The organism is Streptomyces sp. SUK 48, assembly GCF_009650765.1.
Classification (GTDB): domain Bacteria; phylum Actinomycetota; class Actinomycetes; order Streptomycetales; family Streptomycetaceae; genus Streptomyces.
This window is the reverse complement of record NZ_CP045740.1, coordinates 5,061,414-5,085,992: the sequence shown is the minus strand read 5'-3', so window position 1 is coordinate 5,085,992 and position 24,579 is coordinate 5,061,414. Positions and strand designations below refer to the sequence as shown.

24 protein-coding genes are annotated in these 24,579 nt (G+C 71.9%); 14 read left to right on the top strand and 10 right to left on the bottom strand.

Going from position 1 to position 24,579, the window contains the following annotated elements; translation table 11 throughout:
• Positions 1–21: 21 nt before the first annotated feature.
• The 6 genes from GHR20_RS22285 to GHR20_RS22260 form a co-directional block, all read right to left on the bottom strand.
• Entirely contained in the window at positions 22–573 is a 552-nt protein-coding gene (locus GHR20_RS22285; RefSeq protein WP_208446877.1) for a GNAT family N-acetyltransferase, read from the bottom strand.
• Between the two features lie 7 nt (positions 574–580).
• Positions 581–1,312, bottom strand: a complete 732-nt coding sequence (locus GHR20_RS22280) for a lasso peptide biosynthesis B2 protein (protein WP_148024613.1) — start codon at positions 1,310–1,312, stop codon at positions 581–583.
• A complete protein-coding gene (locus GHR20_RS22275) occupies positions 1,305–3,134 on the bottom strand; it encodes an albusnodin/ikarugamycin family macrolactam cyclase (RefSeq protein ID WP_148024612.1) in 1,830 nt (609 codons plus the stop codon). The genes GHR20_RS22280 and GHR20_RS22275 overlap by 8 nt, the downstream gene beginning before the upstream one ends.
• A gap of 67 nt (positions 3,135–3,201) precedes the next feature.
• Positions 3,202–3,339, bottom strand: a complete 138-nt coding sequence (locus GHR20_RS22270; RefSeq protein WP_148024611.1) for an albusnodin family lasso peptide — start codon at positions 3,337–3,339, stop codon at positions 3,202–3,204.
• Between the two features lie 213 nt (positions 3,340–3,552).
• Positions 3,553–4,017, bottom strand: coding sequence for a hypothetical protein (locus GHR20_RS22265; protein ID WP_243878109.1), 465 nt, complete (start codon positions 4,015–4,017; stop codon positions 3,553–3,555).
• A complete protein-coding gene (locus GHR20_RS22260) occupies positions 4,014–4,379 on the bottom strand; it encodes an ATP-binding protein (RefSeq protein WP_275549815.1) in 366 nt (121 codons plus the stop codon). Before GHR20_RS22260 ends, GHR20_RS22265 begins: the two co-directional genes overlap by 4 nt.
• A gap of 326 nt (positions 4,380–4,705) precedes the next feature.
• Here GHR20_RS22260 and GHR20_RS22255 point away from each other — a divergent pair, with 326 nt between their 5' ends.
• The 5 genes from GHR20_RS22255 to GHR20_RS36860 all read left to right on the top strand — a co-directional run bounded on the left by GHR20_RS22255 (position 4,706) and on the right by GHR20_RS36860 (position 6,827).
• A complete protein-coding gene (locus GHR20_RS22255) occupies positions 4,706–5,593 on the top strand; it encodes a helix-turn-helix transcriptional regulator (RefSeq protein WP_153814168.1) in 888 nt (295 codons plus the stop codon).
• Entirely contained in the window at positions 5,580–5,771 is a 192-nt protein-coding gene (locus GHR20_RS22250; RefSeq protein WP_153814167.1) for a DUF397 domain-containing protein, read from the top strand. The genes GHR20_RS22255 and GHR20_RS22250 overlap by 14 nt, the downstream gene beginning before the upstream one ends.
• Positions 5,772–5,830: 59 nt before the next feature.
• Complete coding sequence (locus GHR20_RS22245) at positions 5,831–6,043, top strand: DUF397 domain-containing protein (protein ID WP_153814166.1); 213 nt, start codon at positions 5,831–5,833, stop codon at positions 6,041–6,043.
• Positions 6,044–6,151: 108 nt separating this feature from the next.
• Positions 6,152–6,343 carry a DUF397 domain-containing protein gene (locus tag GHR20_RS22240; protein ID WP_153814165.1) on the top strand — a complete coding sequence of 64 codons (192 nt, stop codon included), beginning with the start codon at positions 6,152–6,154 and terminating at the stop codon, positions 6,341–6,343.
• A gap of 196 nt (positions 6,344–6,539) precedes the next feature.
• Positions 6,540–6,827: an NUDIX domain-containing protein gene (locus GHR20_RS36860; protein WP_194858957.1), complete on the top strand. Its 288-nt coding sequence runs from the start codon at positions 6,540–6,542 to the stop codon at positions 6,825–6,827.
• Positions 6,828–7,052: 225 nt separating this feature from the next.
• Here GHR20_RS36860 and GHR20_RS22230 read toward each other — a convergent pair whose 3' ends face one another.
• Positions 7,053–7,568 carry a DUF6879 family protein gene (locus GHR20_RS22230; RefSeq protein WP_148024604.1) on the bottom strand — a complete coding sequence of 172 codons (516 nt, stop codon included), beginning with the start codon at positions 7,566–7,568 and terminating at the stop codon, positions 7,053–7,055.
• Between the two features lie 345 nt (positions 7,569–7,913).
• Between GHR20_RS22230 and GHR20_RS22220 the strand changes: the two genes are divergently transcribed.
• From GHR20_RS22220 to GHR20_RS22210, 3 genes are all read left to right on the top strand, one after another.
• A complete protein-coding gene (locus GHR20_RS22220) occupies positions 7,914–10,160 on the top strand; it encodes a bifunctional glycosyltransferase family 2 protein/CDP-glycerol:glycerophosphate glycerophosphotransferase (protein WP_153814164.1) in 2,247 nt (748 codons plus the stop codon).
• Between the two features lie 240 nt (positions 10,161–10,400).
• A complete protein-coding gene (locus GHR20_RS22215; protein WP_153814163.1) occupies positions 10,401–12,602 on the top strand; it encodes a bifunctional glycosyltransferase/CDP-glycerol:glycerophosphate glycerophosphotransferase in 2,202 nt (733 codons plus the stop codon).
• 2 nt (positions 12,603–12,604) lie between these two features.
• Complete coding sequence (locus GHR20_RS22210; RefSeq protein ID WP_153814162.1) at positions 12,605–14,809, top strand: bifunctional glycosyltransferase/CDP-glycerol:glycerophosphate glycerophosphotransferase; 2,205 nt, start codon at positions 12,605–12,607, stop codon at positions 14,807–14,809.
• A 112-nt stretch (positions 14,810–14,921) separates the two neighbouring features.
• On the opposite strand, the gene GHR20_RS22205 is transcribed toward GHR20_RS22210, so the two are convergent.
• Complete coding sequence (locus GHR20_RS22205) at positions 14,922–15,335, bottom strand: organic hydroperoxide resistance protein (RefSeq protein ID WP_111584347.1); 414 nt, start codon at positions 15,333–15,335, stop codon at positions 14,922–14,924.
• 124 nt (positions 15,336–15,459) lie between these two features.
• On the opposite strand from GHR20_RS22205, the gene GHR20_RS22200 reads away from it, so the two are divergent.
• Positions 15,460–15,945, top strand: coding sequence for a MarR family transcriptional regulator (locus GHR20_RS22200; protein WP_111584346.1), 486 nt, complete (start codon positions 15,460–15,462; stop codon positions 15,943–15,945).
• On the opposite strand, the gene GHR20_RS22195 is transcribed toward GHR20_RS22200, so the two are convergent.
• A complete protein-coding gene (locus GHR20_RS22195; RefSeq protein ID WP_243878107.1) occupies positions 15,890–17,557 on the bottom strand; it encodes a glycosyltransferase family 39 protein in 1,668 nt (555 codons plus the stop codon). The two genes, GHR20_RS22200 and GHR20_RS22195, sit on opposite strands and share 56 nt — an antisense overlap.
• 111 nt (positions 17,558–17,668) lie before the next feature.
• Here GHR20_RS22195 and GHR20_RS22190 point away from each other — a divergent pair, with 111 nt between their 5' ends.
• The 3 genes from GHR20_RS22190 to galE all read left to right on the top strand — a co-directional run bounded on the left by GHR20_RS22190 (position 17,669) and on the right by galE (position 21,711).
• A complete protein-coding gene (locus tag GHR20_RS22190; protein ID WP_153814161.1) occupies positions 17,669–18,940 on the top strand; it encodes a glycosyltransferase 87 family protein in 1,272 nt (423 codons plus the stop codon).
• Between the two features lie 44 nt (positions 18,941–18,984).
• Positions 18,985–20,625 carry a glycosyltransferase family A protein gene (locus tag GHR20_RS22185; RefSeq protein WP_153816092.1) on the top strand — a complete coding sequence of 547 codons (1,641 nt, stop codon included), beginning with the start codon at positions 18,985–18,987 and terminating at the stop codon, positions 20,623–20,625.
• 90 nt (positions 20,626–20,715) lie between these two features.
• Positions 20,716–21,711, top strand: coding sequence for a UDP-glucose 4-epimerase GalE (gene galE, locus GHR20_RS22180; RefSeq protein ID WP_111584567.1), 996 nt, complete (start codon positions 20,716–20,718; stop codon positions 21,709–21,711).
• A gap of 51 nt (positions 21,712–21,762) precedes the next feature.
• Here galE and GHR20_RS22175 read toward each other — a convergent pair whose 3' ends face one another.
• Positions 21,763–22,401: a TetR/AcrR family transcriptional regulator gene (locus tag GHR20_RS22175; protein ID WP_111584568.1), complete on the bottom strand. Its 639-nt coding sequence runs from the start codon at positions 22,399–22,401 to the stop codon at positions 21,763–21,765.
• A gap of 208 nt (positions 22,402–22,609) precedes the next feature.
• On the opposite strand from GHR20_RS22175, the gene GHR20_RS22170 reads away from it, so the two are divergent.
• On the top strand, positions 22,610–23,521 hold the full coding sequence (locus tag GHR20_RS22170) for an ABC transporter permease (protein WP_148024597.1): 912 nt from the start codon (positions 22,610–22,612) through the stop codon (positions 23,519–23,521).
• A 79-nt stretch (positions 23,522–23,600) separates the two neighbouring features.
• Complete coding sequence (locus GHR20_RS22165; RefSeq protein WP_148024696.1) at positions 23,601–24,422, top strand: ABC transporter ATP-binding protein; 822 nt, start codon at positions 23,601–23,603, stop codon at positions 24,420–24,422.
• The last annotated feature ends 157 nt before the right edge of the window (positions 24,423–24,579 follow it).

Below are 24,579 nucleotides of genomic sequence, written 5' to 3'. Positions count from 1 at the left end.
GTTCAGGGGGGCCGGGGCCGTCTACGACACCAGCGGGACGATCACGGAGGGACCGGTGAACTCGGCGGCGAGCGCGTCCATGATCAGCTCGTCGCAGACCTGACCGAGCCAGTACCCCGCCTGGCGGAGCCTTCCGGCGATGCGGAAGCCGGCCTTCTCGTAGGCGTGAACGGCGGCGGTGTTGGGTGCGAGGACCTTGAGCCAGATCATTCGCAGGTTGGTGATGTGGAACCCGTAGTCCAGGACAAGCCGGGTCGTCGCCGCCCCCAAGCCCTTCCCGCGTGCCTCGGGGGCGAGCATCACGACGTACTCGGCGGTGCGGACGGCGGAGTCGGGCAGCAGGGTGGCGATTCCGGCGGGGACCGGTACCTCGCCGGTGAGGTCGTAGACGGTGAAGCGGATGTTGTCGCCCCGGATCTGGTGGGCCATGCCCTCGGTGCGGGCCTCCAGCGACTCGGGCTGCTGGCGGCCGTAACCGACGAGGACGACGGGATCCTGTTCCCACCGCCAGTAGGTCTCCACCAGGTCGGCACGGTACGGGCCGAGTCCGCAGGCGTTGTCGCGGACCCAGATGGTCGGCTCAGGGCTGGCGGTGATGGCGGCCTCCGATGGTGAGGACGGGCGTGTAGACGAGGGTGGACTCGGGCTCGGCGACCGGGGCGCCGTCTTCAGTCTGCACCCAGGCGTGCAGTCGCACGGGATCGGCGGCGATGCCGTGGCACCAGGTGACGGCGAGCCGTCGAGCGGCCAGCAGCAGCACGGCGGCGGCGGACTCCTCCAGACAGGCGGTGCGTGCCGGGGAGCACCACCCGGCGGCTCGGACCGCTCGAACGGCGGCTTCCGCCTGCCGAGGGGTGGCCGGGCGGCGGCAGGTTGACACGGCCCGCTCGACGACCCGGACGACGCGGTTCATCGCGGTGCCGCGCTCGCCGACGGCCTTGACGGCAGCGACGACGGCAAGCGCTCCGGATCCACCCAGCAGGGCAGATGTCAGGACGGGTCCGGGGCGGACAATGCCGGCGGGGTGCTCGGTGCTGCCCCAGCTCGCGGCCGCGGTGGCGGCCGGGGTCACCGGCCACGGACCAGCGGCCGGGGTGGGGGCCAGGAGCCCTGCGGTCAGCAGCTGGTCGGCGAGCCGCCCCGGCAAACAGCCGACGTGGCCCGTGCGGGCGGCGGTGCGGAAGCGTTCAGCGGCGGCGGGCAACAGTCCACGGACTTGGCCGGTGCGGTAGTCGATGAGGACCAGGACGTGCCCGAAGTCGACGGCGCGGACGTGTGCGGGTGGGACGGCGAAGCCGGTCGGCTCAGGCACGAGGTCTGCTCCTCACCGGAGTACGGGTCCAGCCGGGGGCGGGGTCGCGGTGATGGGCGGTGAGCCATGCTTCGGCGGCAAGTGCCTGTTCGAGGGTGGCAAGCGGCATCGGCAGCCCGGCCGCGGCCTGGGCCAGGTGCCGACGGAAGCTTCCGGGATGGAGCAGGCCGAGCGCGGCTAGGTAGCCGTCCGCGAGGGCGGACAGGTCACCCAGGTTGGCCCGCATCCCGGTGTAGTGGTCGGCGTCGAAGCTGCCCTTGGTCGTGCGGGCGGTGGTCTGCGGCGGCAGCAGATCGGCCATCGCACGGGCCAGGTGCGGCTTGTAGGCATGCAGCGCGGGTCGGCTGTCGATCGGACAGGTCAGCACAGCGTCCACCACGACCGGGTCGAGGAAGGGGTTGTGCAGGTCTATGCCGCAGGCAGCGGCGAGCCGGGCGTCGGCGACAGCGGTGCGGGCGACCTCGCGGATCTCGTCCACGAGTACCCGCACCGCGAAGTCAAGGCCCGGCAGTGGGTCGGGCTCGGCGGCGGCCCGTTGGGCGGCCTCGGCCAGCAGACGCCGGGCCTGCGGCTCGGCCCAGGACGGGAGAGGCAGCAGCGGGAACCAGGTGACGCGGCCGTGGTCGTTGCGTCCGGCCGCCGTCCCGACCTGTGCGGCAAGCAGGTCCAGAGCCCGGTGCCGGGTGGTGCGCGCGAGGCGGACTGCGTCTCGCAACAGCGGACCGACCGGAACGTGTCGAAGGCGAGCCCACCCGAGGGCCTCGGCCACCGCGCGGCCCGGGTTGCGGTGGCGGATCAGGTCGGCGAGGTGGGCCGGTGGCTGAAACAGGATGCTGTCGCCGCCGTCGCCGGTCAGGTGAGTACGGCTGCCCAATTCAGCCCGCATCCAGTTCAGTTGGTGGATCAGACGGGCGTTGGTCAGCGTCGAGGGCGCTGGTTCGTCGGACGCCGGGACATCGGTGATCCGCGTGTAGGGCAGGTGCCGGTCGGCGAGCGGCAGCAGATGGTGGGCGATGCGGCACGGATATCGGTCGGCGGCCAGGCGGGCGTGGCGCAGGTCGGCCCCGCCGAGGTTGCCGTCCGGGTGGACGGTGACCGCGTCCAGACGCTGCCCGGCAGGCAGGGCGGTGGCGGCCAGCATCGTGATACTGGTGGAGTCCAGCCCGCCCGACAGGTCCGAGGACAGGTCAGGGGCGTCTGCCCGTAACTCGACCGCGCTTTTCAGCGCGGTACGCAGCCGGACGTGGGGCGGGCCGCCGAGCACCGGCTCCGGGCGCCAGACGGTGGTTGCCCGCCAGGCGGTGGCGTGCGCCGGCAACTCGACCCGTGCGCCGGGTGGCAGCTGATGCACGCCGCTGAAGAAGGTCCGGTCTCCCGCGAGAGCGGGCACCGAGGGCAGCAGAACCGCGCAGGCCAAACGCCCGGCGTCGATGGCCGCGCCGGACAGGCTTGCCAGCAGTCGGGCGGAGGTCGACCAGGCCCAGCCGCCGTCCCACCGGGCGGCGTACACGGGGTAGGCAGCGGCAGGGTCGGTGTACACGACCACCGCACCGTCGTCGGCCTCCTCGACGATCGTGTAGGTGCCGGGCCAACGCCAGGCCGCGTCTGCGGGCAGGGCGCCGTCGGCCAGATGAGAGAACTCGACAGCGCTCGCCCCGCACCAGCCAAGGAGCAGGACGCGGCGTCGGCCGACGATGTCGGCGAGCACGTGGGCAGGGCCGTCGCCGAGTCGCCAGGAACTCGATGCGGCCGCGAGCGGGGTGGAGCCGATGGGACGCGGCAGGCAGACGTCAGGAGTGGTATTGAAACCGCCGAAGATCACGAATTCCTCCCTGGATGCGGTTGGACCGGTGGTGCGGCCCGGCCGGGCCGCACCACCGGGTGGAGGATCAGCTGTTGTAGGCCCGTCGCTTGTCCTCGCTGTGGCCGCCGCCCTGGCCCTCGGTGAGGGCGGCAGCGTCGCCGAGCTCGACCAGCGTCAGCTCGTCCTCGTCGGCCTCGGTGGCGCGAATCTGCTGCTCGATCATCGTGTGATTCCTCTCTGTGTGACCGGAGTTGTGTCCGCCCGGCTTGCCTCAACAGACCGGGTCCGACGCCCAGAAGGGGGCGCCATCTCCCGCCCGGGGTACCTGCGGCGGGAAGTCTCGGTGGTTCAGCTCACGGGGTCAGCGGGCGTCGGGTGCGCCAGGTGTGGTCGCCGGTCCCGCGAACTGGCGGCGCCGGTCCTCGACCAGGAGCTGTCACTGGTTCCGAAGGGCCGTCGTGCCCGCATAGGCCCGTCGAGTGGAGGCGACGCGGTCGAGGTAGTTCGCAAGAGCGTCGGGGCCTGCGCCCGGGGGAATCAGGTCGAGGGCGATGACGAGCAGAGCGGGGCCGCCACGGTTGAGATGAGACCGCCACGCGTCACCGACGGTGGGTACCTGCATGAAGACTGTGGGGTGCCCGTAGTCGAGGGCGGCGTAAGGACCTCGCATCACGATGCGTAGCCCCACAGCCGGCACGGTCTCGACTGCGGGACGCAGTCCCATGGCGTCGACCATGCCCATCAAACCGACCTCGATCGATTCGGCCGTCTCACCGGGGCGTTGCGGAGGAGGGTGTCCGATCAGCAGGAAGGCAACCATGTCGAGCCATGTCGACACGGTGCACCCCGCGACGAAGTCGGCGCCGGGTACGGCCCGGATGGTGAGGCCGGGGCCGGTCACCTGGTCACCTCGACCCATACCTTCTTGCCGAACGGCCTGTCGTCCACACCCCACCGCTCCGCGAGGGCACCGACGATGTGCAGACCGCGCCCTCGGGTGCTGTCGCCCGTCGCCTCGCGGGGCCGGGGGCGGCGTCGCCTGGGATCGTGCACCTCGACGCGCACACGGTCGGGTGTCGTACTGACCACGACGAGGATCGAGTCGCCCGGCTCGGTGCCATAGCGGTAGGCGTTCGTCACCAGCTCGGAGACGATGAGCACGACGGTGTCGACACAGTCGGCGGCAACCGGGGGTTCACCATGTGCCAGTACCTCGCGCACGTAGGTGCGGGCCCGACCGACTGATTCGGGATCGCTCGCCAACAGCAGCGTGGGCGGTGGACCGTCGGGAGGCGGGCAACATGCGGGCGGGGGCGCCTGCGGCAGATTGATCACGAATATCCCCTCACGGGCAAGTTCCGTGCTCAGCAGCCGACTTACGTTGGTCAGTACGGCTACGTAGCGAAAAGTTCGCTTACGGGAATCGGAATTTCAGGCTGCACGGCCGACTCGCCTGCGTGCAAGACTTCACGACGTAACACCACCGAGAAGGTGTCGAACGAACGTCTTGCATTGCGGAGCGGGTGTCCAAGGGCTTTCATCGTGAGGGGCGAAAGTCGCTCATATCGAGTTCCACGGAGGGGCTGTAGATGGCTGAGGGTCCAACTGGATCAACCGTTCCTCGTCGTCAACTGGGGCGTAACCTGAGGGATTTACGCAACCGGGCACGTCTGACAGTGCGTGCGGCGGCGACGAAGCTGGAATGGTCCGAGGCGAAGATGTGGCGCATCGAGACCGGCCAGACTCCACTGCGAAGCCTCGATGTTCAGGCGATGTGTCTGGTGTATGGCGCTCCACCGGACATCACCGAGGCCCTGATGGGACTCGCGAAGGAGACCAAAGCGCGCGGCTGGTGGCATGCGTACGGCGACGTGATCCCGGAGGGGTTCGACATCTACGTGGGCCTCGAAGAGGCTGCGCAGTCCCTGTCGTCGTACGAGAGCGATCTCGTACATGGTCTGCTTCAAACCGATGGGTATGCGCGCGAGATCATCCGCACACATATCCGGGGAATTGACGACGCAGACCTTGATGGCCGCGTGCGCTTCCGCCTCGAACGGCAGGCACTCCTGACCCGAGCCACCGACCCGCCGGTGTTTCGGGCGGTTCTGGGCGAGGCCGTGCTACGTCGTCCCGTCGGCGGGCGGGAGGTGATGATGCAGCAACTCGCGCACCTTGTCTATGTCTCAGAGCTGCCCAACGTCTCGATTCGCGTGGTGCCCTTCGCTGCTGGTATGCACTCAGGAGTGGTTGCCGGCCCGTTCATGATCCTCCGGTTCCCGTTGACCGGTGACGGGGTGGACACGGAACCGCCGACGGTCTACGCGGACGGGTACACCGGGGGTCTGTACCTGGACAAGGAACGGGAGGTGCAGCAGTACGACGCGGCCTTCAACAACGTCTGGGAAGCATCACTGAACGAGCAGGCGTCGAGGCGTCTGATTGCTGAAGTTGCAGGGAGCTATGAAGAGAGTTGAGAACGCCGAGTGGTTCAAGTCGAGCCACAGCAACGGAAACGGCAACTGCGTCGAGGTGGCCTACCTTGACGACGTAGTCGCCACGCGAGACAGCAAAGAGCAGGCAGGCCCGGTCCTGACCAGCGCCTTCGAAGGGTGGCAGGCATTCATCGGAAGCCTGGTCAAGGGCGAGCTTTAGGTGCTGCCCGGCGCTGATCCGGGCACGTCTCCCCTCTGTTCCGGAAGGGAAGATCACTGATGGCTCACGTTGAAGACTCGTCGCTCCTGCCCGTGATGTGGTGGAAGTCGTCGGCGAGTGGTACGCAGTCCGACTGCGTCGAGTGCGGCATCGTCGATACGCAGACGATCGCGGTACGGGACAGCAAGAGGCCGACCGGCCCCGCGTTGCTTCTGTCGCGGGCGAGCGTTGCCAGGCTGGTGAGCGGTATCCGGATGGGCGGTTTCGAGTAAGGCGTCATACGAGCGACAGAACGCCTCCCGCACAGGCCGTTCGGGAGGCGTTTCTCATGCTCCCCGCTGGACCATACCTGGACAAGGAACGGGAGGTAGCAGGGAACTATGAACAGGGTTGAGAACGCTCAGTGGTTCAAGTCGAGCCACAGCAACGGAAACGGCGCCTGCGTCGAGGTGGCCTACCTTGACGACGTAGTCGCCACGCGAGACAGCAAAGAGCAGGCAGGCCCGGTCCTGACCAGCGCCTTCGAAGGGTGGCAGGCATTCATCGGAAGCGTGGTCAAGGGCGAGCTATAGGGATTGCCCGCAGCGATCCGAAGGGCAACGCGCCTCCTGTGGCCACACAGGAGGCGTTTGTCAATTCTCACCAAAGAGGCCAGGTACCAGCCGGATGACCTGCTCGTCCGCGGCTCACGCGCCGAATCGCCGACGCGATCCCCGCCCTCTCACTGGCGTCAGGGGCCTGAGCCACCACCCCGACCCCCCAGGAACCATGAGCGGACAGCCGGCACAGCCCGTCATCGACACTCACGTTCTTCTCCTCGACGGCGAGAAGACCCTGCTCTCGCAGAGAGGCGGTCCCTACGGCTACCGCCGGTGGCACCTGCCGGCCGGCAAGCTCGACCAGGGCGAGACCCTCACCGCCGGCGCAGCCCGCGAGCTCTTCGAGGAAACCGGTGTCACGACCGACCCCGGCCACCTGGAACTCCGGCATGTCGTGCACCACCGTCAGGAGGACGGTTCCGAGCGCATCGGGTTCTTCTTCGCGGCCACCGAGTAGGCGGGAACACCCGTCGACAAGGAGCCCGAGAAGTGTCTCGCGCTCCAGTGGTTCGACACCCATGACCTCCCCGAGGACGTCATCGAGTATCCCTATGCGGGCCTGCACGGCTGTCTCGGCCGGTCCGGCTCTCTGGCGCTGCACGGGTGGCAGTAGCCACTGCGTATCAGCATCTGACCAACCGCACATGACGACCGGCCGGCTGTGGGCACGGAGCGGCTCTCGTCAGATCTTGTACAGGTGGTGCGGAACCGCCCGCTCCCAGACCGCTTCGAAGGCGGCGGAGCACAGCTTCACGGCTTCCGGGTCCGCCGTGATCTCGTCCTCCACCACCACGCCGTCACCCGAGAAGTGGTGCACCCGAAGCAGCGCGCCATCGAACAGCCAGAAGTCATTTCCCGGCAAGGGGATACTCGTGGCCTGTCTCCGCGGCAGCCAGCGCACTTCTTCGCCGGCCATGACGTTGGCGCGGGTGACGTAGTGCTCCCAGCGGATGTAGTCCGAAACCGGCTCGGAGATCACCCGGGCCCGGCGAATCGTCACGCCCCGGGCCACGGTGTCAGTGATCAACTGATCGTAGGGGTGCCACCAGGACTCAAGGTCCTCCCAGGTGATCCGCTCGCCCCGCTTCCACGCCTCGAAGCGGTCCGTCGACGCGTAGGAGTCACGCAGCTCCAAGTGGACGGCGGACCGCTCGCACTGGCCGAGCAACTCAGCGAAACCGGGCACGCTCGACGGCATCACATGCCTCCCTGATCAACGAGACGTCAGCCACGGGGCGGCCCGCGAACGCGGTTTGGTTCACAAGCAGTTACAGCGCCGCCGACGACAAGTGCGTCGAAGCGGCACTCCACGGTACGACCGTCCCCCGGGCCGACTTCGATCGCACGAGGGAAGCGTTGTCATGTGGTGACCGGGACGTGAACGCAGCGCCGTAGAAGGCACGTTGGCTCTCCGCCGACCAGGACCCAGCCGCCCCCACCCGTTCACCGGATATCCCCCGAATGCCGTACGGGCCGTAACCCCGTCACCCTTTCGGCCGTTCCCGGGCAGAACGCCCGCGCCGAAGAGACCCATGGATGTCCCGTGCCCAGGTTCAGTGTCATCGTCCCCGCGTACCAGGTCCAGGCGTACCTCCCCGCGTGCCTGGACTCCGTGCTGTCGCAGTCGTACCCGGATCTCGAAGTGATCGCCGTGGACGACCGTTCGCCGGACGCGTGCGGGGAGATCATCGACGAGTACGCGGCCCGGGACGCCCGGGTGAAGCCGTTACACCTGGCCGAGAACCGGGGACTCGGGCGGGCCCGCAACGCCGGGATCGGGCAGGCCACCGGCGATTATCTGATCTTCCTGGACAGCGACGACACCCTCACCCCGGGGGCGCTCGCGGCGATCGCCGAGCGGATCGAGGCGACCGGCGGGCCGGATGTGCTGGTGTACGACTACGAGCGCGCGTACGGGGACGGCCGGCGGGTGCGCAACCATCTCGCGGCCGAGCTGAGCGAGTGGGGGCGGGCGCCCTTCCGGCTCACCGACCGGCCGGGGCTGCTGCGGGTGCTGATGGTGGCCTGGAACAAGGCGTACCGGCGGGAGTTCGTCGCGGCGGAGGGCCTCACCTTCCCGCCGGGCTACTACGAGGACACCCCCTGGACCTTCCCGGTGCTGATGGCGGCCGGTTCGATCGCGACGCTGGACCGGGTGTGCGTGCACTACCGGCAGCGCCAGGGCAGCATCCTGTCCACCACCAGCCGCAAGCACTTCGACCTGTTCGACCAGTACGAGCGGGTCTTCGCCTACGTCGCCGACCACCCCGAACTCGCCGTATGGAAACCCGAGTTGTACCGGCGGATGATCGACCACTACGGCGTCGTGTTCACCCGCCCCGGACGGCTGCCGCGCGGCAGCCACGGGGAGTTCCTGCGCCGGGCCCGCGACCACCACCGCCGCTACCGGGTGCCGAAGGCGCGGCTGCGGCGGCGCCATCTGCTGATCCGGTTCGGGCTGCACCGCACCTTCCGGGCCCTGCGGTACGGCGCCGCCGTCCGCCGCCGTCTGCGGGGGCTCGTGCTGGGCCCGGCGCGCGCCGTACGCTCCGCCGCGCTGCGGCTGCACTACCGCGTCCAGCTGCGGCTGCCGCTGCGGCCCGAGCGCGCGGTGTTCGCCGTCGAGGGCGGGTACGGCGGCGACCCGGCCGCGCTGGAGGAGGCGATGCGCCGGTACGCCCCGCATGTGCGCTCCTCCTGGATCGCCGACCCGGCGCACCCGCACCCGCTCCCGGCCGGCCCCCGCCTCGTCACCCCGGGCACGGCCGCGCACTGGACGGCGCTCGCCCGCTCCACCTACCTGTTCGGCGACGCCCACCTCACCCGGGGACTGCGCAAGCGGGACGGGCAGATCCTCGTCCGGACCCTCGGCGGAACGCCCCTCGGGCACACGGGACTCGATCTGGTGGAGCGTCCGGGGGCCGTCCCCGGCGCCGACCCCATGGGCCTGCTGCGGGACGTCGCCCAGTGGGACCACGTCGTCTCCGGCAACCGGCACTCCACCCTGACCTGGCAGCGGGTCCACCCGGGCCGCTGGACCGCCCTGGAGTACGGCAGCCCGCGCACCGACGTCTTCCAGCGGGCCACCCAGGACGACGTGGCCCGGCTGCGTGCCACCCTGGGCATTCCCGCGGGCGCGGTCGCGGTCCTCTACGCGCCCGCCCGCCGCGAGCACCACCGCACCCAGCACCTCCCGCTGGACCTGCCGAGGCTCGCCCGCGGCCTCGGCCCGCGCTTCGTGCTGCTCGTCCGCGCCCACGGGGACGTGCCGGTCGAGGGCCCCCGGGTCGTCGACGTCTCCGCGCATCCCTGTCCCGAGAGCCTGTGCCTGGCCACGGACGCGCTGCTCACCGACCAGTCGCCGCTCCTGTTCGACTACGCGGGGCTCGACCGGCCGATCGTGCTGCACACCGGGGACTGGGCGGCGTACACGGCGGTCCGCGGCGCCTATGTGGACCTGCCCGGCGCCCCGCCCGGCGCGGTGGGGCGCGACGAGGACGAACTCGTCGACGTGTTCACCGACGGCCACTGGAACGGCGCGCGCGCCGCGCTGCTGCGGGCCGCGTTCCGGGAGCGGTTCTGCCCCTGGGACGACGGGCGGGCCGCCGAACGGGTCGTGCGGCACATCGTGCTGGGCCGCACCGAGCCGTCCCCGGTGGTGCCGCTCGGCGAGCGCCGTCCGGTGCGCTCCGCCCTGGCGAACACCCCGCACCCGGCGCGCTCCCCGCTGGCCACCGTGCCGCATCCGGCGGGCCCCCGCCCCGTCAGCAGGACCGCCGAACACCTCTGACCCCAAAGGGAGTTCGCATGCTTCTCCGCTCGACCCGGCCCACCCCGAGCCGGCCGCCCACCTGGCGCCCGGCGGGGCGGCCGGGGGCCGGGTGCGTGGCGGGCAGGGCAGGGAGCCGGGTGCGCGTCGCGGGCCCGGCGCGGGCCGGGTGGGCGCGGCGGGCCGGGCCGGGCGCCGGGTGCGCGTGGCGCCGTAGAGACACGTCCGCAGGACGACAGGAAGAACGACAGAAAGAGCAGAATGCCCCGCTTCAGCGTTATCGTCCCCTCCCATGGCGTCGCCGGCCGGCTGTCCCAGGCACTGGACTCGGTCCTCGGCCAGTCCTTCGGCGACCTGGAGCTGATCCCGGTCTGCGACGCGCCCGACGCCCCGGCCGCCGAGGTGGCCGCCGGGTACGCCGGGCGGGACCCCCGGGTGAAGCCGGTCCACTCACCGCCGTCCGCCGGGCTGAGCGGTGCGCGCAATGCCGGGACGCGGGCGGCGCGGGGCGCGTACGTGCTCTTCCTGGACGGCGACGACCTGCTGCTGCCGGGCGCGCTGGCGGCCGTGGACGCCCGGCTGACCGAGACCGCCGGGGTGGAGGTGCTGTACGCGGAGCACGAGCGGGCCCCCTGGTGGGAGGGCGATCCGGTGAACCCCGTGGCGCCGCTGTTCGCCGGTGCCCCGAAGGGCGCCTTCGCGCCCGCCGACCGGCCGGGGCTGACCGGCGCCGCGCTGCCCGCGTGGAGCGCGGTGTACCGCCGCACCTTCCTCACCGAGCACGAACTCACCTTCCCCGAGGGGCACTTCACGGACCTCGGCTGGGGTGGCCTCGTCACGGTCGCCGCCCGGCGGATCGCCGTACTGCGCCGGGTGGTCGTCCGGCACCGGCTGCGCCGCCAAGGCAGCCGGCTGAACCTGCCGGGCGAGGGCCGGCACGCCCTGCTCGACCAGGTGGAGCTGGTCCTCACGCGGGCCGCCGGGCGCGCGCTGCCCGCCGAGCGCACCGGGCCCCTCTTCGACCAGCTGTTCGCGCTGGTGCTGAGGACCGCGGCCAGGCCGGAGCGGCTGGCCCGCGGACACCGGGCGTTCTTCCGCCGCGCGGCCCGCCTGTACCGGCGGTTCCGGCCGGCCGGGCACCGGATGCCGCGCGGCAGCCTCGGGGTGCAGCACCGGCTGCTCGCGGTCGGCGCGTACGACGCCTTCCGCGCCCTGCGCGACGCGAACCGGCTCGCCGGGCGGGCCGCCGAGACCGTGCCCCGCCCGCACGCGGTCCGCACCCGGCTGCGCTACCGCGCCGCCCTGCGCCGCCCCCTCGATCCCGGCCTCGTGGTGTACTGCGCCTACTGGGGCCGCGGCTACACCTGCAACCCGGCCGCGATCCACGCCAAGGCCCGCGAACTCGCCCCGCATCTGCGCTCGGTGTTCCTGGTGGAGGCGGGGCAGGAGCACACCCTGCCGCAGGACGTGGAGTACGCGGTGCTCGGCTCCCACCGCGCCTGGGAGCTGCTGGCCCGCGCCACCTACCTCGTCAACAACGCCAACTTCGCGGAGGGCGTGGTCAAACGGCCCGGCAGCGTCCACCTCCAGACGCAGCACGGCACCCCGCTGAAGACGATGGGCGTGGACCAGTCGACGTACCCGGTGGTGGCCGCGCGCTCCGGCAGCTTCACCAAGCTGCTGGGCCGGGTCGACCGCTGGGACTTCAACCTCTCCTCGAACCGGCACTCCACCCGCATGTGGGAGCGCGCCTTCCCCGGCTCCTGGGAGGCCCTGGAGTACGGCTATCCACGCAACGACGTCTACTGCACGGCGACCGCCGCCGACGTGGCCCGCGTCCGGCGGGAGCTGGGCGTCCCGGAGAACCGGCTCGCCGTGCTCTACGCCCCCACCCACCGCGACCACCACGCGGGCTTCGAACCCGGCCTGGACCTGGACGAGTTCTGCGCGGCGGCCGGCGAGGACGTCGTCGTACTGCTGCGCGCCCACTACTTCTACGACCAGGGCCGCGCCCGGCACTCGGAGCGGATCATCGATGTCACCGCGCACCGCAGCGCCGAGGACGTGTGCCTGGCCGCGGACGCGCTGATCACCGACTACTCCTCCATCATGTTCGACTACGCCAACCTGGACCGGCCGATCGTGATCTACGCCGACGACTGGGACGTCTACCGGCGGTCGCGGGGCGTCTACTTCGACCTGATGGCCGAGCCGCCCGGGCCGGTCGCCCGCACCCCCGGGGACCTGGCCGCCGTGTTCCGCGAGGGCGCCTACGCGGACCCGGAGTCGACGGCGCTGCGGGCCCGGTTCCGCGAGCGGTTCTGCGCGTTCGACGACGGACGGGCCGCCGAACGCGTCGTACGGCGGGTGCTGCTGGGCGAGCCGCCGCAGGCGCTCCCGCCGGTGCTGCCGCTCGCCGAACGCGTGCCCGCCCCCGCCGCCGTGACCCTCGTGAGGAGCTGACCGTGCCCCGCTTCAGTGTGATCGTGCCCTGCTACCGGGTGCAGGCGTACCTGGGCGAATGCCTGGACTCGGTGCTGACGCAGTCGTACCGGGACCTGGAGGTGATCGCCGTGGACGACCGCTCGCCGGACGACAGCGGCGCGATCCTCGACGAGTACGCCGCGCGCGACCCCCGGGTGAAGGTGCTGCACCTGCCGGAGAACGTGGGCCTCGGGCGCGCCCGCAACGCCGGGATGCCGCACGCCACCGGGGACTATCTCTTCTTCCTGGACAGCGACGACACCCTCACCCCGGGCGCGCTCGCGGCGATCGCCGACCGGCTGGCGGAGAGCGGCGACCCGGACGTGCTGGTGTTCGACTACGCGCGCACGTACTGGTGGGGCGGCACCCGGCGCAACGCGCTCGCGGAGGTGCTCGCGGAAGCCGGTCCGGACACGTTCACGGCGGCCGGGTATCCGCGCATCCTGGATCTGCTGATGGTGGTGTGGAACAAGGTCTACCGGCGGGAGTTCGTCGCGGCCGAGGGCTTCGCCTTCCCGCCCGGCTACTACGAGGACACCCCCTGGACCTTCCCGGTGATGCTCAGCGCCGGGCGGATCGCCGCGCTGGACCGGATCTGCCTGAACTACCGCCAGCGCCGGCAGGGCAACATCCTGTCCACCACCAGCCGCAAGCACTTCGACGTCCACGACCAGTACGAGCGGGTCTTCGCCTTCCTGGACGGGCATCCCGAACTCGCTTCCTGGCGGCCGTACCTGCACCGGAAGATGGGCGAGCACTGCCTGGACATCCTGGCCAAGCCGGACCGGCTGCCGCCCGCCGACAAGGCCGAGTTCTTCCACCGCACGGCCGACCTGTTCCGCCGGCTGAAGCCCGAGGGCGCCCGCGTCGACGGCGAGGTGGCCCTGCTGGAGGGCGGCTGGGCGGGCTACCGGCTGCGGCGGCAGGCGGCCCGCGCCGGGCGGGGTGCGGCCCGGCGGGCGGGCGCGGTACGCCGGATGGCGGCCGGGCGGGCCCGCACCGGCTGGGCCTCGCTGCACGCCCGCCGTCCGCTGGACCCCGAGCTGGTGGTGTACTCCTCGTCCGGGCACCGGGGCCTCCTCGGCGACCCGGCCGCCATCCACCGCGCGGCGCTGCGGATCGCGCCGCGGCTGCGCGGGGTGTGGGTGGTGCGGGACGCGGAGACGGCGGCGGGGCTGCCGGCGGACGTCGAGCATGTGATCGCGGGCACCCGGCGCTGCGCCGAGGTCATGGCGCGGGCCGCGTTCCTGGTGAACGACGTGCCCTGGACCGGCGTCCCGGCCAAGCGGCCCGGCGGTGTGCACATCCACACCCATCAGGGCACCCCGCTGAAGTACCTGGGCGCCGACCTGCTGGACAAACCGGGCGCCCGGCTCGGCGTGGACGTGCCGCAGCTGCTGCGCCGCGCCGACCGCTGGGACCACAGCCTGGTCGCGAGCCGCCACGCGGAGCTGGTGTACGAGCGGGCCTACCCCTGCCACTTCGCCTCCGCGCGCACCGGGAGCCCGCGCAACGACGTGCTGGTGAAGGGCGGTCCGAGCGACTTCCGGGCGCGGCACGGCATCCCGGACGACCACACGGTGGTGCTGTACGCGCCGACCCTCCGGGACTACCGCAGGGGCGGCCATGTGGACCGGCTCGACGTGGCCCGGCTCGCGGCCGGTCTCGGCGCGGACCACACGCTGGTGGTGCGGCTGCATCCCGCGCTGGCGGCCGGTCCCGCGCGCGGTCTTGGCCTCGCGGAGCTGGCCCGGCGCGGTGCCGTGCTCGACGCGACGGACGAGCCCGACCTGGCGGACGTGCTGCTCGCGGCGGACGCCCTGATCACCGACTACTCGTCCGTGATGTTCGACTACGCCAACCTCGACCGGCCGATCGTGATCCACGCCGACGACTGGGAGACCTTCCGGCAGACGCGGGGCGTCTACGTCGACCTGACGGCCGAGCCGCCGGGGCATGTCACTTTCTCCCAGCGGGAGTTGACGGGCCTCTTCGCCTCGGGGCGCTGGCGGGACGAGGAGTCGGCCCGGCTGCGCGCCCGGTTCCGGTCCCGCTACTGCGAGTTCGAGGACGGCCGGGCCGCCGAACGCGTCGTCCGCACCCTGCTGCTGGACGAGCCGATGCCGGGCGCGGTACGGCTGCCGGGACAGGCGACGACGGGGCGGTCCGCGCTGACCTCGGCGTGAGGGCCGTACGACCGGAGCGCGAGAACCGTACCGGCCGGTGGCGGGGGACCACGGCCGGTACGGCGGCTACGGGACCTGCGCGGTCCTGGTCGAGCTGGTCGAGCTTTCCGACCTACTCGACGACGAGGTCGACCTCGATGTTGCCGCGGGTCGCGTTGGAGTAGGGGCAGACCTGGTGGGCGGCCTCGACGAGCTTGCGGCCGGTCTCCTGGTCCACGCTCTCGGGCAGCTCGACGCGCAGGGTGACCTTCAGGCCGAAGCCCTCGCCGACCTTGCCGATGCCGACCTCGGCGGTGACGGCGGCGTCGGTGACGTCCACCTTCTCCTTGCGGCCGACGACACCGAGGGCGCCGCCGAAGCAGGCCGCGTAACCGGCGGCGAAGAGCTGCTCGGGGTTGGTGCCCTCGCCGTTGCCGCCCAGCTCCACCGGCGGGGCCAGCTTGACGTCGACCTTGCCGTCGGAGGAGACGGCACGGCCCTCACGGCCGTGGGTGGCGGTGGCGACGGCGGTGTAGAGCGCGTCCATGACGAAACCATCCCTCTCGATGTGTCCTGCGTCGTATCGCTTCGTTGCGATCCTGCTGCCACAAGTAGAGCACACAATTTAGTTGCGCACAATCAAATGCCGGACGAAGAGCTACCCTGGACCCATGACCGCTTCTCCCGCCGAGACCGAGACGGACTGGCTCCACCTGGACAACCAGATCTGCTTCTCGCTGCACGCCGCGTCCCGCGCCTTCAACGGCGTCTACCGCGTGGTCCTCAAGGACCTCGGCCTCACCTACCCGCAGTACCTGGTGATGCTGGTCCTCTGGGAACAGGGCGAGCTGCCGGTCAAGAAGCTCGGCGAACAGCTGCGGCTCGACTCCGGCACGCTGTCCCCGCTGGTCAAACGGCTGGAGACGGCGGGCCTGGTGCGCCGGGAGCGCAGCGTCCAGGACGAGCGCTCGGTGCGGGTCCTGCTCACCGAGGAGGGCTCGGCCCTGCGCGAGCGGGCCCTGGAGGTGCCGCGCCGCATCATCCGCTCCACCGGTTTCGACCGTGCCGAGATCGCCGAGCTGCGCGCCCGCCTCGACCGGCTCACCAGCGCACTGGACGCGGCGGCAGCGACGGAGGCCGAAGCTCCGCGGGACTGAGCGGCCGCGCGTAGAGCCGTACGACGGTGCGCCCGCGCACGGCCTCGCCGCGCACGGTGAACTCCCGCCGGAGCACGTCCAGTTCGGCCCGTTCGCCGGGGTCGCGCGGCGTCCACCGCCCCGCCAGTACGGACCGGTCGGCGACGACCCACACCCGCCGCACCCCCGCCACCCGGCTGCGCACCTCCGGGGCCGGGACCTCCACCCCGTACAGGGTCCCCGACACGCCCCCGGCCCGCGCGAGCACGAGATCCCGCGTCCCGCGAAACGCCTCCGGGTACGCCAGCTCGGTGTTGCGCGTGTACGCCGGCAGGTACAGCACCGCGTCCCCCTTCCGCACCCCGTGCGCCGCCGCCCGCGCGATCGCCGCGAGGTCGTCGGGGCGCCGGGCGGGGTCGCGGTCCTGCTGGAGGAGGGGGAACTGCTGGAGGGGGACGAGGGCGACGGCGAGGAGACCGAGGAGGGTGCCGGAGTGCGCCCGGCGGGGCCGAAGGCATCCCAGCCACCGCAGACGTCCCAGATACCCCAGACGTCCCAGACACCTCAGACGTCCCAGACGCCGCAGACACTCCAGACGCCCCAGGCGCCCCACGGCCCCCGCCACCCACTCGCCCCCCGCCGCCACCAGCAGCGGCGCCCCCGCCAGCGCGTACAGCACGTACCGGTCGACGTACAGCGGCGGCGAGGACTGCGAGACCAGCATCAGCGCCGCGGGCGGCACCACCGTCAACGGCGCCGCCACCCCCGCGAGCGCGAACTCCCCCCGCCGCGGCCCCCGCCACCCGGCCGCCCCCGCCGCCAGCCCCACCACCGCGAGCCCCAGGCAGACCCAGTAGACGCCGTCCGACGCTCCGAAGAACTGACGCGCGAGCCCGGCCACCGTCTCCGGCGTCGGCCTGCGCAGCCACGCCACCTGGGCCGCCTGCGCCCGTGACACCACCACCATCGGCAGCAGCGAGAGCAGGACCGCGCCGGCCGCGCATCCCCACCCGAGCCACACCCGCCCCCGCACCCGGGCCAGCGCCAGCGACACCCCGTGGGCCGCCACCACCAGCACCGCGAACTCGTGCAGCCAGCAGGTGACCGCGAGGACGAGGCCGTACGCCCACCACGTCCCGCGCTCCGCCCCGCGCAGCAGGAGCAGCGTCGCGCCCATGACCCCGGCCGCGACGAGCGCGTAGGAGCGGCCCTCCTGCGCGTAGTGGCCGGCCATCGGGTTCACGGCGTAGAGCAGCCCCGCCCAGAGCCCCACCCGCGGCCGGGCCAGCCGCGCCCCCACCTCGGCCACCAGCGCCGCGGTCGCCACGGCCCCGGCGACCGACGGCAGGCGCAGCACCACCTCGTCGGCGCGCAGGGCGAGCACGGCGTGCATGACGACGTAGTAGAGGCCGTGCACCGCGTCGACCCCGTGCACGAGCCGCCAGATCTGCGGCACGGTCCGCCCCGCGACCTGGAACGAGACCGCCTCGTCCCGCCACATCCCGCCCCGGTCCAGCCCCCACAGCCCGAGCGCCAGCATCACCGCCGCGGGCACCCCCGCCACGGCCGCGCGCGGCGCCCGTGCCCCGGGCGGCTTCCGCGACGGCGCCGGCACGGCTTCGACAGCTTCCACGGGGAGCCCGACGTTCACCACGGCCCGATCTTTTGCGATGAGACGATGTTTGTGGGTGATTGCGGCGTATCGCCGCCGATACTCCATCCACCCGGCTTAGGCTCCAACGCGATGAACGGTCCCCGTGTCACCCACGACCCCGTCCTCAGGCTCGCCGTCGGCTGGCTCGCCACCCGGGCGTCGATGCTGTGGCTGCTCGCGCACGACAGTTCGCCGCTGCTCAGCGGCGGTTCGGTGGCGCGGGAGGTGGGGCGGCTGTACTTCCACTGGTACGGCGTGCTCGAACAGGGGTCGTACCCGGTGCACGACACGCTGTGGCAGTACCCGCCGGGCGCGGGCGCGGTACTGCTGGCGCCGGGGCTGGTGCCGGGGCTGTCGTACGTGCAGGCGTTCGTGGCGCTCACGCTGGCCGCGGACGCGCTGATCGAGGTGGCGCTGGTGCGCGCGGGGCGGCGGCCGGGGCGCAGTCTGCTCGGCGCGGCGCTGTGGACGGGCGGGCTCCCGCTGCTGCTGCATCTGCCGCTCGCGCGGTACGACGTCCAGGTCACCGCCCTCGCGGTCCTCTCCCTGCTGACGCTGGCGCGCTCCCCGCGCGCGGGCGGTGTGCTCGGGGCGCTCGGCGCGCTGGTGAAGGGCTGGCCCGCGCTGGTGCTGCTGGGCACGCCCCGGGGCGCGGCGACGCGCGGCGCGTGGACGTGGGCGGCGGGCGCCGGAGCCGTCGTACTCGGGCTGCTGTCCCTGGCGTTCCGGCATCCGCTGTCCTTCCTGGCGGAGCAGGGCGGGCGCGGGGTGCAGATCGAGTCGCTGGGCGGCACCGCGCTCAACCTCGCCCGGCACGCGGGGTGGTCCGGCCGGCCCCGTTACCAGTACGGCGCGATCGAGTTGGTGGGTCCGTACGTGCCCCTCGTCGCCGCCGTGTCCCTCGCGCTGACGGCGGCCGCGTTCGGGCTGCTGGTGCTGTGGCGGGTGCGGGCGCGGCGCTGGACCGAGGCGACGGCGGCCGACGCGGCGCTGTGCGCGGTACTGCTGTTCACGGTGACCAGCCGGGTGATCAGCCCGCAGTACATGGTCTGGCTGCTGGGGCTCGCCGCGGTGTGCCTGGTCTCGCGGCACACCGGCCAGCGCCCGGTGGCGGTGCTGGTCCTGGCCGCGTCCGCGCTGAGCACGGTGGTGTACCCGCTGTGCTACGCGCTGGTGATCGGGGGCAGTTGGCCCGGCTGTCTGCTGATGCTGGGGCGCAACGGGCTGCTGACGGCCGCGGCGGTGCTGTCCTTCGTCAGGCTGTGGCGGGCCACGGCCGCGCCGGTGGTAAAGGGTGAGCAAAGAACACAACCTTGCCCCGATTCCGACCGTCTACCAAACCGAGCGCTAAGCCTCTCTTAACAGCGTATTACCGAACATTTCTACGCTCCCGGCCTGTGGACCCCATGCTTCCCGACTCGCCCGCCCAGTCAGAGAACACACAGACCCCACAGAGCGCGCCACGCACCGGCGCCGTCGCTGTCGTCGTGATCGGTTACAACGACCGCGCCCATGTGGCCGACGCGGTGCGCTCGGCGCTCGCGCAGGGACCCTCGGTCGCGGAGGTCGTCGCGGTGGACGACCGCTCCACGGACGGCAGCCCCGAGCTGCTCGACCGGATGGCCGCCGGCGACGCCCGGGTGCGGGTGATCCGGCGGGACGTCAACAGCGGTGGCTGCGGCAGCCCGCGCAACACCGGGATCGACGCGGTGACGGCGCCGTACGTGATGTTCCTGGACAGCGACGACGTGCTGCCGCCGGGCGCGGTGGACGCGCTGCTGACCGCCGCCGAGGGGGCGGGCGCCGCGGTGGCGAGCGGGCTGTGCGTGCGCCGGGAGCTGCCCTCGGGGCGTGAACAGCCCTGGCAGGAGACCCTCTACACGGCGCACTCCGTCCTCGCGCGCCCCGCCCAGCGCCCGCGCCTGGTCCACGACACGCTGTGCGTCAACAAGCTGTACCGCACCGACTTCCTGCGCGAGCACGGCATCCGCTTCCCCGAAGGCCGCTTCCTCTACGAGGACTTCGTCTTCACCGCCCGGGTGCTGGCCGCGGGCCCGCGGATCGCGCTGGTGCCGGACCGGGTCTACGTCTGGCACGTGCGCCGCGCCGCCGAACGGCTGTCGCTCTCGCTCGACCGGGGGCACATCGACAACTGGGAGGCGCGCACGCGGGCGTGCGCGCTGGCGTACGACATTCTGCTGGCCGCCGGCCAGAAGGAGCTGGCACGGGCGGCGCGGGCCAAGTTCCTCGACCACGACGTGCGGATGTACGCGCGCGAACTGGGCCTGCGCGACGCGGAGTACCGGCGCGCGTGGTGGACGCACACCCGCGCGTACCTCGGGCGCTACGACGCCGCCGACTGGGAGCAGGACCCGGCCGCGCCCGGCCGGCTGCTGGGCCGGCTGCTCCTGGAGTCGCCCGAGCCGCGCGATCTGCCCCGGCTGCGGGACCTGGCCGCGCATCCGGGCCGGCTGCTCCCGCCGTACGCCCGCACCCCCGACGGCGCCCCGGTCTGGTCCGCGGACCTCCCGCAGGTGTCCCTCGCCCCCTTCCTGACCAGCCCCGTCGAGTCGCTCCCCCTCGCGCTGGACGCGGAGGCGCGCCCGCGCGCGGGCACCGGCACCCTCACGCTGCGGCTGCACGAGCTGTACGGCAGGGTGGCACAGGCGGGGCCGTGCGAGGTGGACGTGCGCTGGGAGTCCCGGGACGACGCGCGGGTCCGGGGGCGCGCGACGGCCGCCCTCGCCCCCGCGGGCCCGGACCTCTGGTCGGCCGAACTGCCCCTGGACGTCGGCGCGCTGGGCGCGGGCGTCTGGGACCTGCGGCTGACCGTGCGCTGCGCGAACGGCGCGCAGCGCGAGGTCACCGCGAGCGCCCGCGCGGGCGCGGGACGGCTCCGCCGGCGGGTCGTGCCCGGCCTCCGGCACGGCGTGCTGCTCGTACAGCCGTACGCGACGCACTCCGGCGCGCTGGCGCTGCGCGTGGCGACGGGGGTGCGCGGGCTCGCCCGGATACTGCGCGGTCGGCTGCGACGGCTGCTGCGCTGACGGGCGGCGGGCCGCCTGCCCTTACTGTGTCCGCAAGTGCTGGCCGTCTGGAACTACTGGGTCTGGAACGAGACCGGGAAGAGAATCAACGTGTCTGTCCTTATCGCCGGTGGAGCGGGTTACATCGGAAGCACCGTCGCGTCGGCCTGTCTGGACGCGGGGATCACCCCGGTGATCCTCGACAGCCTGGTCCGCGGCCGGGCCGAGTTCACCGACGGGCGGATCTTCTACGAGGGCGACATCGCCGACGGCGCCCTGGTCGACCGGATCTTCGCCGAGCACCCGGACATCTCCGCGGTGGTGCACTGCGCGGCGCTGATCGTGGTGCCGGAGTCGGTGGCGGACCCGATCGGCTACTACGAGGCGAACGTCACGAAGAGCCTGGCCTTCGTCGGGCATCTGCGCCGCAACGGGTGCGACCGCCTCGTCTTCAGCAGCTCGGCGTCCATCTACCGGGCCGCGGACGGCTCGCCCGTCACCGAGGACTCGCCGCTGGCGCCGCAGAGCCCGTACGCGCGGACCAAGGCCGTGTGCGAGGAGATGTTCGCGGACATCGCGGCGGCCGGGCAGCTGCGGGTGCTGTCGCTGCGCTACTTCAACCCGGTCGGCGCCGATCCGCTGCTGCGCACCGGCCTCCAGCTCAAGCGGCCCACGCACGCGCTGGGCATGCTGATCCAGGCCCACCAGGCGGGGAAGCCGTTCCCGGTCACCGGTGTGAACTACCCGACCCGCGACGGCACGGGCATCCGCGACTACGTCCACGTCTGGGACCTCGCGGCGGCGCACATCGCGGCGATCGAGCGTTTCGACTCGATCCTCACCGCGTCGTCGCCGTCGATCGCGATCAACCTGGGCACCGGGTCCGGTACGACGGTCCGCGAGCTCTGCGCGGCCTTCGACAACGTGGTGAGCACGCCCCTGGCCACGATCGACACGGACCCCCGCCCGGGCGACGTGGCCGGCGGCTACACCACGAGCGACCGCGCGTCCCGCCTGCTGGGCTGGACCCCGGCCCTCTCCCTGGAGGAGGGCATCCGCTCGGCCCTGGAGTGGATCCCGGTCCGCGACAAGATGCTGAAGGACTGAGCGGGGCCACGCCGCAGGGGGGCGGCGCGCCGTACGCCGGCCGCGCCCCCCTCACAACGCCTTCAACGCCCCCGCCGTCGCCCGTGCCAGCCTCTCCAGATACCCCTTCGGCGGCTTCGGGGAGCGGATGACCACCGAGCGCCAGTACAGCGGGCCGGAGATGAGGTCGAGGGCGAGGTCGGGGTCGAGGTCGGGGGCGACTTCGCCGCGCGCCGCCGCCGCCGCGACGACCTTGCTGGCCACGCCCTCCTGACCGTCCCGCAGGGCCTTCTGGAACGCCTCGGCGATCTCGGGGTTGCGGGCCGCCTCGGCCTGGAGGTCGGGGATGATCTGGGAGGCCACGGGGTGGCGCAGGGCGCGCGAGGTCACCTCGTAGAGCAGCCGCAGGTCGCCCTCCAGGGAGCCCGTGTCCGGCACCGGCAGGCCCAGCACCGCCATCGCGGAGACGACGTCGAGCACCAGGTGCAGCTTGGAGCGCCAGCGCCGGTACACCGCCGTCTTGCCGACCCCCGCCCGGCGCGCGATGCCCTCGATGCTCATCCGCGCGTAACCGACCGCGGCCAGTTCCTCGAAGACGGCCGCCCGGATGGCCTCGGTCACATCCGGGCGCAGCACCGCGGCCCCGGCAGGAGTGCGGCGGCGCGCGCGCTGCGGCGGTTCGGCGGCGGTCCCGGCGGCGTTCGTGGTCATGGCACCCAGCATAGGGCGTGACGACGAAACGGTTGCGTTGCGACGTCGATTGGTTCTACGCTCACGTTGCGACGATACGGTCCCGTCCCGTCGTAAGAGAACGTGAAGAGAAACGTAAGGAAATGCCGGACGACGGGACCGGCCCGCCCTGGTTCCCGACACAGTCGGAGCCGTGGCACCCCCCTCCCCCCGAGCGAAAGCAGCGGATGTGAGCCAGGTCCTCGACACACCGCCCCCGATCCAGGCCCCGGCCGACGACCTCAAGGCGCTGGCCGCCCGGCACGGCCTGTCGGTGAGCGGCGCCCGTCCCTCCCTGCCGGAGTACGTCCGCCAGCTGTGGGACCGGCGCCACTTCATCACCGCCTTCGCCACCGCCAAGCTCACCGCGCAGTACAGCGAGGCGAAGCTGGGCCAGATCTGGCAGGTCATGACCCCGCTGCTGAACGCGGCGGTCTACTACTTCATCTTCGGTGTCCTGCTCGGCACCAAGAAGGGCGTCCCGGACTACATCCCCTTCCTGGTCACCGGCGTGTTCGTGTGGACGTTCACGCAGAGCTCGATCCAGGTCGGCACCCGGGCGATCTCCGGCAACCTCGGCCTGGTGCGCGCCCTGCACTTCCCGCGCGCCGCCCTGCCGATCTCCTTCTGCATCCAGCAGCTCCAGCAGCTGCTGTTCTCGATGGCCGCCCTGGTCGTCATCCTGCTCTGCTTCGGCGTGCCGGTCAGCGCCTCCTGGCTGCTGGTGATCCCCGCCCTGGTCCTCCAGTTCACCTTCAACGCCGGCGTGGCGATGATCATGGCGCGCTGGGGTGCCAAGACCCCGGACATCGCCCAGCTGATGCCGTTCATCCTGCGCACCTGGATGTACGTGTCCGGCGTGATGTGGAGCATCGAGAAGCTCACCAAGAACGACCACCTGCCGCACACCGTCACGGTCCTGCTCCAGACCAACCCGGCCGCGGTCTACATCGACCTCATGCGCTTCGCGCTGATCGACAGCTTCCACTCCAAGCAGCTGCCCCCGCACGTGTGGCCGATCGCCATCGGCTGGGCCCTGCTCGCGGGCGTCGGCGGCTTCATCTACTTCTGGAAGGCTGAGGAGACGTACGGCCGTGGCTGAGCAGAGCGAGCAGAACCAGCGGACCACCACCGATCAGCCTGAGCAGACCACTCATCGGACCGAGCAGACCGGGCAGACCATGCAGAGCGAGCGGATCCCCACCGTCGTCGCCGACAGCGTCGACATCGTCTACCGGATCAACGGCACCGGCTCGGGCCGCGGTTCCGCCACCGCCGCCCTCAACCGCATCATGCGCCGCAAGCAGGCCGAGCAGGCCGCCGGCGTGCGCCGGGTGCACGCGGTGAAGAAGGTGTCGTTCGTCGCCTACAAGGGCGAGGCGATCGGTCTCATCGGCACCAACGGCTCCGGCAAGTCCACCCTGCTCAAGGCCGTCGCCGGCCTGCTGCCGGTGGAGAACGGCCACATCTACACCCACGGCCAGCCCTCCCTCCTCGGCGTCAACGCGGCGCTGATGAACGACCTCACCGGCGAGCGCAACGTCTACCTCGGCGGCCTCGCCATGGGCATGACCCGCGAGCAGGTCAGGGAGCGCTATCAGGGCATCGTCGACTTCTCCGGGATCAACGAGAAGGGCGACTTCATCACCCTGCCGATGCGCACGTACTCCTCTGGTATGGCCGCCCGGCTGCGCTTCTCCATCGCCGCCGCCAAGGACCACGACGTCCTGCTGATCGACGAGGCCCTGGCCACCGGCGACCGCAGGTTCCAGGTGCGTTCGGAGGAGCGGATCCGCGAGCTGCGCGAGACGGCGGGCACCGTCTTCCTGGTCAGCCACAACAACACCTCGATCCGCGACACCTGCGAGCGGACGCTGTGGCTGGAGCGCGGCGAGCTGCGCCTGGACGGCCCCACCGAGGACGTCCTCAAGGAGTACGAGGCGTTCACCGGCGACAAGTCGAACAAGACCGCGAAGAACCCGGCCCCGAAGAAGGCCGCGTAACACGCTCACAAACCCCTCACCACATGAAGGTGTCCGAGAGGGCAACCAGGGACCCGGGACGTCTGTCTAACACCCGGGTCCCCTTCCTCTTACCCCGAACGTGTTCATCCCTTTCATCCGCTTAGTGACAGTATGTTATGAAGGGTGATCCTCCACC

Excerpts from the sequence above, each read along its gene's own strand:
- GHR20_RS36860 (WP_194858957.1), top strand. The coding sequence starts at position 6,540 with ATGAGCGGACAGCCGGCACAGCCCGTCATCGACACTCACGTTCTTCTC.
- GHR20_RS22185 (WP_153816092.1), top strand. The coding sequence starts at position 18,985 with ATGCTTCCCGACTCGCCCGCCCAGTCAGAGAACACACAGACCCCACAG.
- GHR20_RS22230 (WP_148024604.1), bottom strand. The coding sequence starts at position 7,568 with ATGCCGTCGAGCGTGCCCGGTTTCGCTGAGTTGCTCGGCCAGTGCGAG.
- GHR20_RS22175 (WP_111584568.1), bottom strand. The coding sequence starts at position 22,401 with ATGACCACGAACGCCGCCGGGACCGCCGCCGAACCGCCGCAGCGCGCG.
- GHR20_RS22205 (WP_111584347.1), bottom strand. The coding sequence starts at position 15,335 with ATGGACGCGCTCTACACCGCCGTCGCCACCGCCACCCACGGCCGTGAG.
- GHR20_RS22250 (WP_153814167.1), top strand. The coding sequence starts at position 5,580 with ATGAAGAGAGTTGAGAACGCCGAGTGGTTCAAGTCGAGCCACAGCAAC.
- GHR20_RS22200 (WP_111584346.1), top strand. The coding sequence starts at position 15,460 with ATGACCGCTTCTCCCGCCGAGACCGAGACGGACTGGCTCCACCTGGAC.
- GHR20_RS22255 (WP_153814168.1), top strand. The coding sequence starts at position 4,706 with ATGGCTGAGGGTCCAACTGGATCAACCGTTCCTCGTCGTCAACTGGGG.
- GHR20_RS22165 (WP_148024696.1), top strand. The coding sequence starts at position 23,601 with ATGCAGAGCGAGCGGATCCCCACCGTCGTCGCCGACAGCGTCGACATC.
- GHR20_RS22215 (WP_153814163.1), top strand. The coding sequence starts at position 10,401 with ATGCCCCGCTTCAGCGTTATCGTCCCCTCCCATGGCGTCGCCGGCCGG.
- GHR20_RS22245 (WP_153814166.1), top strand. The coding sequence starts at position 5,831 with ATGGCTCACGTTGAAGACTCGTCGCTCCTGCCCGTGATGTGGTGGAAG.
- GHR20_RS22240 (WP_153814165.1), top strand. The coding sequence starts at position 6,152 with ATGAACAGGGTTGAGAACGCTCAGTGGTTCAAGTCGAGCCACAGCAAC.
- GHR20_RS22190 (WP_153814161.1), top strand. The coding sequence starts at position 17,669 with ATGAACGGTCCCCGTGTCACCCACGACCCCGTCCTCAGGCTCGCCGTC.
- GHR20_RS22270 (WP_148024611.1), bottom strand. The coding sequence starts at position 3,339 with ATGATCGAGCAGCAGATTCGCGCCACCGAGGCCGACGAGGACGAGCTG.